Here is a 13,966-nt window from a genome sequence, read left to right on the forward strand (position 1 = left end):
ATGCGAACCGTTTCGAAGTGGATCTTGGCTTTGGGGGCGGCAGCGGCCGTGAGCGCGGGCGCAGGCTCGTCATGGGCGCAGCAGACAATTCGCGTCGGCTGGACGATTCCGGCCGAAGAATCCAAATACTGGATGATGCGCCGCCCGGCTGAGTTTCCCAATCTCGGCAAGACCTACAACATCGAATGGACCCAGTTTCAGGGTACCGCTCCGATGACGCAGGCATTGGCGGCGGGCGCGCTGGATTGCGCGACGCAGGCGCCGCTGTCGCTCGCCAACGGTGTGGTTGGCGGCAACCTCAAGGCCTACATCGTGGCGCAGCACGTCTTCGAGAAGGCCGGTGGTTTCTCGGTCTACTGGGCTGTCATGGACGACTCCCCGATCAAGACGATCGCCGATCTCAAGGGCAAGACGGTCGGGATCTCCGTGATCGGCGGCGGCACCCAGGGCCCGTTCAATCTGTTGCTGAAGCAGAATGGCATCGATCCGGCCAAGGACATCAAGCTGGTCGAGGTCGGCTTTGCCGTCTCCGAAGATGCGTTGCGGCAGGGCCGCGTCGATGCGGTCAACATGAACCAGCCGTTTGCCGCGCGTGCGGAGGCAAAGGGCGGCACGCGCAAACTGTTCTCGCTGTCGCAGGCGATGCCGAACATCGTGCACATCCTGGAAGCCTGCCGTGCCGATTTCGTCGACAAGAACCCGGAACTGGTCAAGGCTTACGTGCGTGACATTACTTCCGGCATGAAGAAAGCGCTGGCGAACCGCGAAGAGACGTTGAAGGTCGTCAACGAGGTCCTGAAAGCACCTATTCCGGTTCTCGAGACCTATCTGCTCAAGGACAATGATTTCGGCCGCGATCCGGGGGCGGCACCGAATTTCGCCGCGATCCAGAAGATGCTGGACATCTACGCGGAGACAGGGATGCTGCCAAAATTGGATGTCGCCCAATTCAAGCATTCTACGATTGTCGCTCCGCTTCAATAAGGCGATCGGGCGACTGAACCAAGCGAGAAGGTCGCGGCGTCCAGGATGATCCGGGACGTTGCATGAAGAAGATGCGCGTATGAAGAAGCTCCGATCTCGGATCACGACGGATGGCCTCGACCGGGCTCCGCACCGTGCATTCATGCGTGCGATGGGGCTCGACGACGCTGCGATTGCCAAGCCGATGGTAGGCGTCGTCAGCATGAAGGGCGAACAGACGCCCTGCAACATGACGCACGACTTTCAGGTCGCAGCGGCCAAGACCGGAATCGAAGAGGCCGGCGGCACGCCGCGCGAGTTTTCGACCGTGTCGGTTTCCGACGGTATCAGCATGAATCACGAAGGGATGAAGTTCTCCCTTTTTTCGCGGGAGCTGATTGCCGACTCGATCGAAGCCGTCGTCCATGGTCTCGCCTACGATGCGCTGATCGGATACGGCGGATGCGACAAGACGCTTCCCGGCGTGATGATGGGCATGGTCCGCTGTAACGTGCCGGCTATTTTCATCTATGGCGGCAGCGCGCTACCGGGCCGCGTCGACGGGCGAACCCTCACCGTGCTCGACTCCTACGAGGCTGTCGGCAGCTTCATGACCGGAGAGATCGACGGCGCCACGCTCGAGCGGATCGAGCGCGCCTGCCTGCCGACCATCGGCGCGTGCGCCGGCCAATTCACTGCCAACACCATGGGGATGGTGTCGGAGGCGATGGGCCTCACCATTCCAAACGTGTCGATGGTGCCAGGTGTCTATGCCGAGCGCGCGCAGATATCCAGGCGGGCCGGTCGCCTCATCATGGAGATGCTGGAGCGCGGCGGGCCGTTGCCGCGCGACGTCGTGACGCGGAAATCCCTGGAAAACGGTGCGGCGATCGTGGCTGCCACGGGCGGTTCGACCAATGCTGCGCTGCATCTGCCGGCGATCGCGAACGAGGCCGGGATCGCATTCACGATCGATGATGTCGGCGAGGTTTTTGCCAGGACGCCGCTGATCGGAAATCTGCGGCCGGGAGGCAAATATACGGCAAAGGATGTCTACGATATCGGCGGCGCTGCCGTGGTGATCCGGGAACTGATCCAGAGCGGGCATATTGATGGCAGTTGCCTGTCGATCACGGGCCGTACACTTGCCGAAGAATATGGCGCCGCCAACGCACCTGACGGAGAGGTTGTTTACGCGGCTCGTGCCCCGATCATGCCAGATGGTGGTGTGGCCGTGCTGAAGGGAAACCTCTGTCCCGATGGCGCGGTGATCAAGGTCGCGGGCCTTAAGAACCAATTCTTTGAAGGCGTGGCGCGCGTTTTCGAAGACGAGGAGGCCTGCGTCGCGACGGTTCGTGATCGCACCTATCAGGCGGGCGAGGTTCTCGTGATCCGCAATGAAGGGCCGGTGGGCGGTCCCGGCATGCGCGAGATGCTCGGCGTCACCGCGCTGATCTACGGCCAGGGCATGGGCGAGAAGGTGGCCCTGATCACGGATGGACGGTTCTCCGGCGCCACCCGCGGAATGTGCATCGGCTATGTGTCTCCCGAGGCCTTCGTCGGCGGCCCGCTGGCGCTGGTACGCGATGGCGACAGGATCCGGATTGATGCCGCGAACCGGCGGATGGATATGCTGGTCGACGAGCAGGAACTCACTGCTCGCCGACACGATTGGAAGCCGCGTCCGCCTCGTCACCGTGCCGGTGCCCTCGCCAAATATGCGCGATTGGTTGGCCAGGCACCGGGCGGCGCCGTCACGCATGAGGGCCCCGCAGAATGGCCCTGGTTCGGATGACGCGGCGCACCTGGCCCGAAACAGCCACTGGTCTGGCAAGTTTCTTGCTAAGCTCGCATCGCTGACGGAGGATGTTCAGCAAGCCTGTTGCGCAGGGTTCGCGCGAATGAAGTGAGACGAGATGAAGGTAGTGCCTTCGAGATCGAGCGAATGGGTGAGACCGGTGACGCCGCAAAAGCCGGCTTCTGCAATCATCGAGATCGAGAGCGTCTCTCAGGTATTTCAGACCTCGGCGCGCAAGAACCATGTGGCGCTATCGGACATCTCGCTGGCGATCGAGGAGGGAGCCTTCGTCTCCATCCTTGGTCCATCCGGCTGCGGCAAGTCGACATTGCTTTACGTCGTCGGCGGCTTCGTCAGCCCGACCAGCGGCTCAGCGAAGATCAGGGGACGGACGATCACGGGACCAGGGCCGGATCGCGGACCGGTATTCCAGGAATTCGCGTTGTTTCCGTGGAAGACCGTGCTGGGCAATGTGATGTACGGCCCTCGCCAGCAGGGCGTGCGCACCGCCGAGGCGGAAGCACAGAGCCGGGCCTTGATCAACATGGTCGGGCTCAAGGGCTATGAAAACTTCTATCCCAAGGAGCTGTCCGGCGGCATGAAGCAGCGCGTGGCGCTGGCTCGAACGCTGGCTTACCATCCCGAGGTTCTGTTGATGGACGAGCCGTTCGGCGCGCTCGATGCTCACACGCGAACGCGGCTGCAGAACGATCTGTTGAACATCTGGGAGCGTGATCGCAAGACGGTGCTGTTCGTCACGCATTCTGTGGACGAAGCAGTTTTCCTGTCGGACAAAGTCGTGATGATGTCGAAATCGCCCGGCCGCATCCGCGAGGTCATCGACATCGATCTGCCGCGGCCGCGCCGCCGCAGCGAGCTGCTGCTCGACCCTCGCTACCAGAAATACGTCGTCGATATCGAGCGCATGTTCGACGAGGTCGAAGATACGGGATCGGCGTCATGACATCGCTGACGGCCCTTGCCAAGCGTGCCGCGCCGGTGTTTGCCTGCATCGGGCTTCTTGCGGCATGGCAGGTTGCGTCACTCGCGCTGAAGAACGACAGCTTCCCGACGGCGATCGAGGCAATCCGTGCAATCCCGGACATCCTCGGAGATAAGGAAGCGCTGATCAACATCCTGGCCTCGCTCCGCCGCATGGCGGTCGGGTTTGGCATAGCGGTATCGGTTTCGATCCCACTCGGCCTGTTGATGGGCCGCAGCCGGGCCGTCGCGGCGTTCTTCAATCCGCTTCTGATGGTGATCTATCCGGTGCCGAAGGCAGCCTTGATGCCGATCATCATGCTGTGGCTCGGCGTCGGCGACATCACGAAGACGCTGGTGATCTTCCTCGGCGTCAGCCTGCCCGTAATCTATCACAGCTTCGAGGGCGCCAAGGCGGTGGAAGAGAAGATGCTATGGTCGGGCGCCGCGATGGGGCTTTCGCCTGCGCAACGGCTGGTCCGGATCGTACTGCCGGCGGCGCTGCCGGAAATTCTGACCGGTTGCCGCACCGGACTCGTGCTGGCGCTGATCACGATGATTACCAGCGAGATGATCGCCCGTCAGTCCGGCGCCGGCAACATCCTGTTCAATGCACTCGACATGGGCCAATACGACACCGTCTTTGCCATGATCATCATCGTCGGCGCGATGGGAATTTGCCTGGATGCGATCTTCGAGCGGGTCCGCGCAAGGCTGGTGCGCTGGTCTGAGCCTCAGTTCGACATGCCGCTGAGCTTCTCATGATGCCGCAGCTTCGCTCTACCAACGTCATCCTCGGGCTCGCGCCGATCGTGCTGGTGATCGCGCTGTGGCAAGGCCTCGTATCATTTGGCTTTGCGCCTGCGGTGTTGCTGCCGCCGCCGGGATACGTCTTCAGCAGGCTGCTTCAGCAACTCGTGACATGGTCGTTTCAGCAGGAGATCGCGGCGACCCTGATCCGGTTGTTTGCCGGCTTCGCGATTGCGGTCGTGCTCGGTGTCAGCATCGGCATCGCCGCCGCCGCCAGTCCGGCTATCAACGCCGTGGTCCGGCCGATCGTTCGCGTGCTCGCGCCGTTGCCCAAGGTCGCGCTCTATCCAGCATTGCTGCTGCTGCTCGGCTTCGGTCACGGATCGAAGATCACGCTGGTCGCGGCGGATGCACTCTTTCCCATTTTGCTCTCTACTTATTACGGCGCTTCAACGGTGGAGCAGAAGCTGATCTGGTCGGCCATGGCGGCGGGAACGCCGCGCTATGAGATCCTGTTCAAGGTGGTGCTGCCGGCAGCGATGCCCTCGATCCTGACCGGTTGCCGGATCGGCCTTGTCATTTCGTGTATCGTGGTGTTTCTGGCGGAGATGATCACGTCGAGCGACGGGCTCGGACATGTCCTCGTCACGGCGGCTCGGACCTTTCAGGCCGTCGATATGTTCGTGCCGCTGATCACGATCTCGCTGCTGGGCCTGATCCTCAATGGCCTGCTGGGGGCCGTGCGCGCGTATCTGCTGCGGGGTTTCCCCGAAGCATGAACTGACGAAGAAGAAACCAGAAGACCGGGAGTAGACCATGCTGGCTGATCGCATCGAGGCAAAATGGATCGACGCATTTTGCGAGATTTTTGAGCGATGCGCCGTCAAGGCCGGCGATACCGCGGCGATCCTCTCGGAAACCCAGTCACGTGCGTTGAATGTTCATCTGGCGGAGCTCGCGCTGCTGCGGATGGGCGCGCGACCGTTCCACGTCGTCATGCCGACCCCACGTAACCGGAATATCGTTCCGGTTCGCTCGACCGGGGCGAGCGAGGCGATCCAGCGGCTTGGCCCGGTTATCACCGCGCTTCAACAGGCTGGCTTTGTTGTGGATTGCACCATCGAGGGCCTGATGCATGCGGTCGAGACACCCGAGATCCTCAAAGCCGGCGCACGTATCCTGGTGATTTCCAACGAGCATCCCGAGGCGCTGGAGCGGATGGTGCCGGATCCCGCGCTCGAGAAGCGCGTTCGCGCGGCGGCGAAGATGCTGCGGGGGACCAAGCGGATGCGGGTGACTTCAAAGGCCGGCACGGCGCTCGACGTCGATATGGTCGGCGCGTCCACTGTCGGCGTGTGGGGGTGGACGGACAAGCCCGGTACGCTGGCGCATTGGCCCGGCGGCATCGTCGTCAGCTTCCCCAAGAGCGGAACGATCAATGGCACGCTGGTGATGGCGCCCGGTGACATCAACCTGACCTTCAAGCGTTACCTGACATCGCCGGTGAAGATGACGCTGAAGGACGATTATGTCGTCGAGCTGGAAGGCGAGGGCACTGATGCCGCGATGATGCGTGCCTACCTTGCGGCTTGGGGCGATCGGGAAGCCTATGCGGTATCGCATGTCGGCTTCGGCATGAATCCGGCCGCGCGCTACGAGGCACTGTCGATGTATGACCAGCGCGATACCAACGGCACCGAAATACGCGCCGTCTCCGGCAACTTCCTGTTCTCGACCGGGGCCAACGAATTCGCCGGCCGTTACACGGCGGGCCATTTCGATCTGCCGATGATGGGGACGACGATCGAGCTCGATGGCATTGCCGTGGTGCGCGAAGGTGTGCTTCAGGACTTCTTCGGCTAGTTCCGATCGAGCACGGGCGGACGAGCCAGGTCAAAGTGACGGAGCAGGTCGACCATGGCTTGAAGCCGTTTTGTCCGATAGGCGTCGACGTCCATGCCTGAATAATCCAGAAAGCCTGCGCCCGTGCGCAGGCCGATCCGGCCCTCGTGCATGTTCCGCGAAATGACCTCCGGTGCACGATAGCGGTCGCTGCCGAGCGCGCCTTCGAGATAGCGGCTGGCATAGTAGAGGATGTCGCCGCCACCCCAGTCGATGAATTCGAGCAGCCCGAGCACGGCGTAGCGGAAGCCGAAGCCGAAGCGGATCGCCTTGTCGATCTCCTCGGCGCTGGCGACGCCTTCCTCGACCATGCGCGCGGCCTCGTTCATCGCCAGCGCCTGGATGCGCGGGACGATGAAGCCGGGTGTGGCTGCGCAGACCACCGGCACCTTGCCGATGCCTTCGAGCAGCGCCTTGACCTCCTCGATGATGGCGGGGTCGGTGGCGTTACCGGGCGAAACCTCCACCAGCGGAATCAGGTAGGCCGGATTGAGCCAGTGCACATTGAGGAAGCGGCGGGGATTTACGATCGCGCCTGAGAGGTCGTCGACGAGAATGGTCGACGTCGTTGATGCGATGATGGTATTGGGCCCGACTTGCTTTGAGGCGGCCCCCAGCACATTCCGCTTGAGCGCGACGACTTCGGGGACCCCTTCGAAGACTATTCCCGCATCGGACAGTGCCGCCGCGCTCTGGCTGGCGGGCACCACCGAGACCCGCGCAATCAGCGGATCGACATCCGCCTCGGTCAGTAGCCCCAGCTTCGCCAAGCTGGCAAAGGTCTTGCTGATTTCGCCGAGCGCATCTGCCTCCAGCCTGGCGAAATCTTCGGCTGAACGGGCCTTGATGTCGATCATTGTGACCGTATGCCCGGCGTAGGCGAACGCGACGGCGATGCCGCGGCCCATGCGGCCGGCCCCGAGACAGGCGATGATGGCTCGGCTGGTCATCGCTTAAAATCCCTTGCGAAGAAGCGTTTGCAATGCGGTTTTATCGAGATTGCCGAGTCCCAGCGTCTCGAGGCTCCGGCCGCCTTGCGCGAAATCCTCACCGCAAACTGCGCCACCAATGGCCAGGAATGCTTTGGCCAGCGGCGTAGCCACGCCCGCCAGGGCAGCGACGGAGACCAGCAGCGACAGCCCGAGCCGCAAATCTTCTCTCATGTAGCGATGCTCGGTCAGCACGATCTGCTCGCGCCAGTCGCCGGAATCGGTCAGCCGCTCATGCGAGCCGCGGCCATACATCCACACCTCGCCTTCCCTCGCGTAATGATGGGCGAGCGGAAAATGCGGTGCGCCATATCCGAGCGCTTCACGCACGGCCATCCGTTCGGCATCGAGCGCGTCGGTGACCCGGCGAATCGCGGCTTGCGTTCCTTCCTTATGGATGTCCCACTTTTCGAAGTGCTCGATCGGGCCTGCATTCATCACGATCAGCGGCGGATGGATAATCGGGCCTGCATTCATCAGCGCACCGGAGAGAGCATCGCCACACGGCTCGATTGCACCTGGGAAAGCCTGTCCAATCACCTCAAGTGCGCGCGGCGCCTGATCGAGCGGGAAAATGCCGACCGGCAGTCGCTTGGCGCGGATGGTGATCGCGACCTCGAACGGCCCGTGCTTGCGGGTCAGCCAGGGCAAGGTTCCGGTCTCGGCAAAGCACGCCTTGGCGTGGTTGCCCGCATCCCGCGCAGCCTGGGCGAAGATCATCGAGCCGAACGTGGCCGGCGGCAAAAACACAACCTGTCCATCCCGCAGATGGGGAGCAAGCAGGCGCGCGATATCAGTCTGCGCGAAGGCGGGGGCAGGGCACAGGATCAGCTCTGCACCGTTGACGGCCTCGGCGATGCCGGTCGTCACCAGCGCTAATTTCACGTTATGACGGCCGTTATGATCTTTCACCAGGACGCGCGAGCCGGCGGCGCGATGTGCTGCGACCTGATCCGCGTCGCGGCGCCAGAGCCGGACCTCATGTCCCGACAGCGCAAAATCCCCCGCGGCCGCGAAAGAGCCGTTTCCTCCCCCCAGAACCGCAATCTTCAAGATGCTTCTCCTTGCGTGCGCGATTGCGCATCAAGCTGTTTCAGCAGGAAATGCTGGACCTTGCCGAGCGCTGTGCGCGGCAGGTCCGTGACGAAAATGATGTCGCGCGGAACCTTGTAGCGGGCGAGCTGGGCCTGGAGATGCACTTTCAACGCGTCTGCTTCCAGTCGACCGCCGGATCGCGGGATCACATAGGCGATAGGCACCTCGTCCCAGCGTGGATCGGGCCGGCCGATCACGGCGCATTCGCTGACATCGGGATGTTCGAGCAGGACGCGTTCGACCTCCGCCGGATAGATGTTCTCGCCGCCGGAAATGATCATGTTCTTCTTGCGGTCGCGCACCCAGAAATAGCCGTCCGCGTCGCACAGGCCGATATCGCCGGTACGATACCAGCCGTCGTGCAGCGCATCGCGCGTGGCGTCCGCATTGCCCCAATATTCGAAGAACACGTTCGGGCCGCGCACCGCGATCTCGCCCGGTGCGCCCGCCGGCACCTCGTTGCCGGCCTGATCAATCACTTTCGCTTCGCAGCACAGGCCGGCAAGTCCGGTCGAGCCCGCGCGCGAGAGATCGCCACCAAGCCGGGTGTAGACTGCAATGGGGCATGTTTCCGTCGAGCCGTAGACCTGGAGCACCGGGACGCCACGCGCGACGAAACGGTCGATCAGATGCGGCGGCACGATGGTCGAGCCGGTCGCGACGGCTTTGAGTGACGAAAGGTCGGTCGTGGTCCAGGCGGGATGCTCGCTTACGGCCTGGATGATCGCCGGCACCATCACCGTCAAGGTCGGCCGCTCCCGTTCGATGGCTGCAAGCGCGGTGTCCGGCGTGAAGCGTGCGTGAACCGTGACCATCGCGCCCAGCTGGAGCGCCGCCGTGGTCTGGATGTTGAGGCCACCGACGTGGAAGAACGGCAGCAGCGTCAGCACATGGTCGTCAGACGTCATGTTGTGCATGTGTTGGCTCATGACGCCGTTCCAGAACAACGCCTCCTGGCGCAGCACCGCGCCTTTCGGTCGTCCGGTCGTTCCCGATGTGTAGACAATGAGGAGCGGGCAGGAGAGATCGGTGTGCGGGTTGCGGCCGGTGCCCCGGCTCCGAGCCAACAGGTTTTCGAACGTCGTGCCGTGAGGCGGTTCGAAATCGAGCCCGACAATTGCAGTGCCCTCGAGTTCGGCAAGAATTCCCTCAAATGCCTGCTCGAGCACCAGGACCTTGGCGCCGGCATCATTGAGGATGAAAAGCTGCTCGGCGATCGCCAGACGCCAGTTCAGGGGCACCAGCATCGCGCCGAGTCGCGCGCAGGCATAGAGCAGAACCAGATAGTCCGGCCGGTTCAGACCGAGGATGGCCACGCGGTCGCCCCGGGCGACGCCGAGCTCCTGCTTCAATGTCGCCGCCGTTCGTTCGATCCGTGCAGCGAACGCTGCATAGCTCAACCGTTCGCCTTCGAAGGCGATGGCTGTCTTGTCTGGCGCGAACGCCGCGTTGCGATCGATCAGACTACAGAGGTCCACCGTCAGTCGTCCGTTTCGCCGGCCTCGTACAGTGCCTCGCGCCCGATCCGGTCGAGGCAGAGCTCCGCTGTCCAGGGCAACATCAGCGAGCCGCAGCGGCTGTCGCGATAGATCCGCTCGAGCGGCAGCGAGCGCAGCATAGCCTGACCGCCACAGGTGCGGATCGCGAGCGCGGCGAGCTCATTGGCGCCCTCCATCACCGAATATTGCGCGGCATAGGCGCGCAGCACCTGCTCCTTGCTCGGGTTGGCGCGCGCCTCGGTGACCGCCTGGAACCAGATTGCCTTGATCTGCTCGAGCTTGATCTGCATCTGCGCGACCGCAATCTGCTTGGTCGGATACATCCTGCGCTTAACCGGCGGCATGCCCGGTACTTCGCCGCGCAAATATCGCACGGTGAAGTCATAGGCGGCTTGCGCAAGGCCCATATAGGTCGGCGACAACGTCAGGAACATGTGCGGCCAGCGCATCGCGGCCTGGAAATAGACGCCCCGCGGCATCAGCGCCGAATCTGCCGGCACGAACACGTCCTTGAACAGCAGCGTGCGCGAGACTGTTCCGCGCATGCCGAGCGGATCCCAGTCGCCGACGACCGAAACGCCTTCCGATTTTGCAGGGATGGCGAGGTAAAGCGTATTGCGGCGGGAAGCCTTCTCGCCTTCCTCGATCTCGGTGCAGAGAACGCCGTAATAGTCCGCATGGCCGGAGAGTGATGCAAAGATCTTCTTGCCGTTGACGATCCAGCCGCCCTCGACCGGCCGTGCTTCCGTGCCGAAAGCGACCCCGCCTGCCGCTGCCGCACCGCCCTCCGAGAAGGGCTGCGAATAGATCGCGCCGTCTTCGACGATGCGCTTGTAGTGGACTGCACGTCGCCGCTCGTGCTCAGCGCGGGTCTCAGCGTCCATGTCGAGATCGTCGGCGAGCGGGCCCGACCACAGCGTTGAGCAGACATGCATGTTCCAGGTGAGCGCGGTTGCGCCGCAATAGCGGCCGATTTCGGCTGCCGCGAGTGCGTAAGTTTGATAGTTGGCCCCGAGCCCGCCATGCTTCTTGGGGACGGCAATACCGAGCAAGCCGACACGATGCAGGTCGCGATAATTCTCCGACGGGAAGATCGCCTCGCGGTCGTAAGTCGCTGCGCGGCCGGCGAACACGCTTTGGCCGATCTCGCGCGCCCGCGCGATGATGCCGGCCTGCTCGTCGCTCAGTCGGAATGCGACGGGATCGAAGATCGGTGCATCCAGCGCGACCTTGTCACTCGCGCCGATGGTCTTGCTGACTTGCATGGTCATGGCGCAGTCATCCTACGTGTTGATCGCGACGGAGTTCAGGAACCGGCCGAGGGCCTCGTCAAAGGCATCGGGGCGCTCAAGGTTTGCAAGATGGCCGACACCGGCCAACTCGACATACTCGGCAGATGGAATGTAGGTCGCCGTCTTCGCCATCATTGGCGCTGGCGCGTTGTTGTCCTTAGAGCCGGACAGCAGCAGCGTCGGGATGGAAATGTCCTTGAGGGTGCTGCGTTGGTCGAAGCCAATCAACGCCAGCATCATGGCGCGATAGCTCGCCTCGGGCACGCTTGCCATGCACTCGCGTGCAAGCTCCATTCCCCTGGGATCAGGATCGTCGCCCACCAGTTCCTTCACCAGAGAGGGCGCCAGCGACTTCATCGTTTCGCCGCGATCGAGCGGCCCCAGCCGTGCGGCGATAAACGATGTCTGCCAACCGCCGTCGGCCTTGCCGAAGGCGGGGCTGGTCTGCGCCAGCACGACCGCGCGCGCCGGTTTCGCGGATTGCACCAGCCATTGCTGAACGATCATGCCGCCGATGGAATGCCCGACCAGAATTGGCTTGCTCGCACCAAGCTGCTCGATGAATCGCTGAAGCGCATCCGCCAGGGCAGCGATGCTGACGCTGGAGAGCGGCGCCGATCCGCCATAGCCCGGCATGTCCCATGCAATCGCGTGGAAGCGGTCGCCGAATGTGGCAAGCTGCTGCCGCCAGGCCCGTGCCGCACCCCCGATGCCATGCAGGAAAATCAGAGGTGTCCCGCCCGGATCGCCCGCTGCTTCATAGGCGAAGCGGCCGTCCTTTGTTATCATTGGCGCAGGCTGCGACACGCGACATCCTTTTGTCCGGCCCTTCGATGCTAACAGGCCTGTGAGGGATGGGAAGAGATAATTTTATACTTAAAGCAATTTTCGGGCCGGGGTCCGGCGTGCGGCTGTTTGCGGCCGAGTCGAGCTTTGTTTGCAAAAGTTTGAAGGTTAAAATATATCGAGAGAGCGATTAGCTGAATGCAAGGAAGGCCAGCGCATGTCCGGATTACCGCATTCGCCGCACGCGCTGGTGACCGGTGGCGGTCGCGGCATTGGTCGCGCCATCGCAGCAGCGCTCGTCGAGGCCGGTGCAACGGTGACCGTCCTTGGGCGGAACGCTGCGACGCTTGAAGAGGCTGTCAGCGCAGGGGCAGCGCATTTTGCGGCCGTCGCCGACGTCTCGGACGAAACCTCATTGAAAACGGCCATCGCTGACGCGAGCGCGCGGAAGCCGATCGATATTCTGATCGCCAACGCGGGAAGCGCCGAGTCTGCGCCGTTCTCCAAATCCGACAGCGCCCTGTTCGCGCGCATGATGGATGTCAATTTCATGGGCGTGGTCCATGCTGTCAGCGCTGTGCTGCCCGGGATGAAGGACCGTCCCTATGGTCGTATCGTCGCGATCGCGTCCACGGCGGGGCTCAAGGGATACGCCTATGTCAGTGCTTACACCGCGGCCAAGCACGCTGTGGTCGGTCTCGTGCGGTCTCTCGCTCTCGAGATGGCCGGCAGCAACGTGACCGTCAACGCGGTGTGTCCCGGTTTCACCGACACCGATCTCGTCGCCGGCAGCATCGAGAACATCATGAAAAAGACGGGGCGGAGCCGCGAGCAGGCCATTGCTGAGCTCGCGAAACATAATCCGCAAGGGCGATTGATCTCTCCTCGGGAGGTCGCGGATGCCGTGCTCTGGCTGTGCGGCGAGGGCGCCGGCGCAATCACCGGGCAGGCAATCGCTGTTGCCGGTGGTGAGATTTAGCGCGCATGGCAAAGGCGCGGAGCAAGGAAGCCAAGGAGATCGTATGAGCAGACCAGCCAATCCCGTGACCTTACCGCTTGCGGACTATTCGCCGCAGCACTTCCTGCTGGCCGTCGTCGATGGTGTTGCAACCGTGACGCTCAATCGTCCGGAACGAAAGAATCCGTTGACCTTCGAGAGCTATCGCGAACTGACCGATTTCTTTCGCGCCTGCGCGTTCGACGATGCGGTCAAGTCCATCGTCATGACCGGCGCTGGCGCCAATTTCTCGTCCGGCGGCGATGTGTTCGAGATCATCGGTCCGCTCGTGAAGATGGACACCAAGGGGCTGACGGCGTTTACGCGGATGACCGGCGACCTCGTCAAGGCGATGCGGGCCTGCCCGCAGCCGATCGTTGCCGCGGTTGAAGGCATCTGTGCCGGCGCGGGCGCGATCATCGCCATGGCGTCGGACATGCGGCTTGCGGCGAGCGGGGCCAAGGTAGCATTCCTCTTCAACAAGGTCGGCCTTGCCGGTTGTGACATGGGCGCCTGCGCGATCCTGCCGCGGATCATCGGACAGTCCCGCGCTTCCGAGTTGCTCTACACCGGCCGGTTCATGACCGCGGAGGAGGGCGAGCGCTGGGGCTTCTTCAGCCGCCTCGTCACCCCGGAGCAGGTGCTGCCCCAGGCACAAGTGCTCGCCAAGCAAATCGCGGAGGGACCGACCTTCGCCAACACCATGACCAAGCGGATGCTGGCCATGGAATGGGCGATGTCGGTGGAGGAGGCGATCGAGGCGGAGGCTATTGCTCAGGCGCTGTGCATGACGACGGCCGATTTCGAACGGGCCTTCGAGGCCTTTGCCAACAAGGTCAAGCCGGTCTTCAGGGGCGACTAAGCCGGGCTTTGCCGTCAGCCTGCCGCAATGGGGACTTGCGCGCGATTAGTTT

The 13,966-nt window shown here is 63.0% G+C and carries 13 protein-coding genes; 8 read left to right on the forward strand and 5 right to left on the reverse strand.

Features of this window, described 5'->3' with window-relative positions; all coding sequences use genetic code 11:
- From IVA93_RS11850 to IVA93_RS11875, 6 genes are all read left to right on the forward strand, one after another.
- Positions 1-984, forward strand: coding sequence for an ABC transporter substrate-binding protein (locus IVA93_RS11850; protein ID WP_247789806.1), 984 nt, complete (start codon positions 1-3; stop codon positions 982-984).
- A gap of 79 nt (positions 985-1,063) precedes the next feature.
- Positions 1,064-2,758, forward strand: a complete 1,695-nt coding sequence (gene ilvD, locus IVA93_RS11855) for a dihydroxy-acid dehydratase (RefSeq protein ID WP_247541591.1) — start codon at positions 1,064-1,066, stop codon at positions 2,756-2,758.
- Positions 2,759-2,879: 121 nt separating this feature from the next.
- A complete protein-coding gene (locus IVA93_RS11860) occupies positions 2,880-3,725 on the forward strand; it encodes an ABC transporter ATP-binding protein (protein WP_247541592.1) in 846 nt (281 codons plus the stop codon).
- Positions 3,722-4,507 (forward strand): ABC transporter permease, encoded by a 786-nt coding sequence (locus IVA93_RS11865; RefSeq protein ID WP_247541593.1) that lies wholly within the window; start codon positions 3,722-3,724, stop codon positions 4,505-4,507. Before IVA93_RS11860 ends, IVA93_RS11865 begins: the two co-directional genes overlap by 4 nt.
- Positions 4,504-5,271 (forward strand): ABC transporter permease, encoded by a 768-nt coding sequence (locus IVA93_RS11870; RefSeq protein ID WP_247452918.1) that lies wholly within the window; start codon positions 4,504-4,506, stop codon positions 5,269-5,271. The genes IVA93_RS11865 and IVA93_RS11870 overlap by 4 nt, the downstream gene beginning before the upstream one ends.
- 37 nt (positions 5,272-5,308) lie before the next feature.
- Complete coding sequence (locus IVA93_RS11875; protein WP_247541594.1) at positions 5,309-6,355, forward strand: 2,5-dihydroxypyridine 5,6-dioxygenase NicX family protein; 1,047 nt, start codon at positions 5,309-5,311, stop codon at positions 6,353-6,355.
- On the opposite strand, the gene IVA93_RS11880 is transcribed toward IVA93_RS11875, so the two are convergent.
- Genes IVA93_RS11880 through IVA93_RS11900 form a run of 5 tightly spaced genes read right to left on the reverse strand, consistent with a single transcriptional unit; the run spans position 6,352 to position 12,058 of the window.
- Entirely contained in the window at positions 6,352-7,344 is a 993-nt protein-coding gene (locus IVA93_RS11880) for a 3-hydroxybutyryl-CoA dehydrogenase (protein ID WP_247789807.1), read from the reverse strand. The genes IVA93_RS11875 and IVA93_RS11880 overlap by 4 nt on opposite strands.
- A 3-nt stretch (positions 7,345-7,347) precedes the next feature.
- A complete protein-coding gene (locus IVA93_RS11885) occupies positions 7,348-8,436 on the reverse strand; it encodes an NAD/NADP-dependent octopine/nopaline dehydrogenase family protein (RefSeq protein ID WP_247541596.1) in 1,089 nt (362 codons plus the stop codon).
- Positions 8,433-9,956: a class I adenylate-forming enzyme family protein gene (locus tag IVA93_RS11890; protein WP_247541597.1), complete on the reverse strand. Its 1,524-nt coding sequence runs from the start codon at positions 9,954-9,956 to the stop codon at positions 8,433-8,435. Before IVA93_RS11890 ends, IVA93_RS11885 begins: the two co-directional genes overlap by 4 nt.
- 2 nt (positions 9,957-9,958) lie before the next feature.
- Positions 9,959-11,248, reverse strand: a complete 1,290-nt coding sequence (locus IVA93_RS11895) for an acyl-CoA dehydrogenase family protein (protein WP_247541598.1) — start codon at positions 11,246-11,248, stop codon at positions 9,959-9,961.
- Between the two features lie 12 nt (positions 11,249-11,260).
- Positions 11,261-12,058, reverse strand: a complete 798-nt coding sequence (locus tag IVA93_RS11900) for an alpha/beta fold hydrolase (RefSeq protein ID WP_247398460.1) — start codon at positions 12,056-12,058, stop codon at positions 11,261-11,263.
- A 214-nt stretch (positions 12,059-12,272) separates the two neighbouring features.
- Here IVA93_RS11900 and IVA93_RS11905 point away from each other — a divergent pair, with 214 nt between their 5' ends.
- Both IVA93_RS11905 and IVA93_RS11910 read left to right on the forward strand, forming a co-directional pair.
- Positions 12,273-13,034: an SDR family NAD(P)-dependent oxidoreductase gene (locus IVA93_RS11905; protein WP_247375016.1), complete on the forward strand. Its 762-nt coding sequence runs from the start codon at positions 12,273-12,275 to the stop codon at positions 13,032-13,034.
- Positions 13,035-13,077: 43 nt separating this feature from the next.
- Positions 13,078-13,914, forward strand: a complete 837-nt coding sequence (locus IVA93_RS11910) for an enoyl-CoA hydratase family protein (protein ID WP_247452905.1) — start codon at positions 13,078-13,080, stop codon at positions 13,912-13,914.
- Positions 13,915-13,966: the final 52 nt, after the last annotated feature.

The organism is Bradyrhizobium sp. 155 (assembly GCF_023101105.1).
Lineage (GTDB): Bacteria > Pseudomonadota > Alphaproteobacteria > Rhizobiales > Xanthobacteraceae > Bradyrhizobium > Bradyrhizobium canariense_D.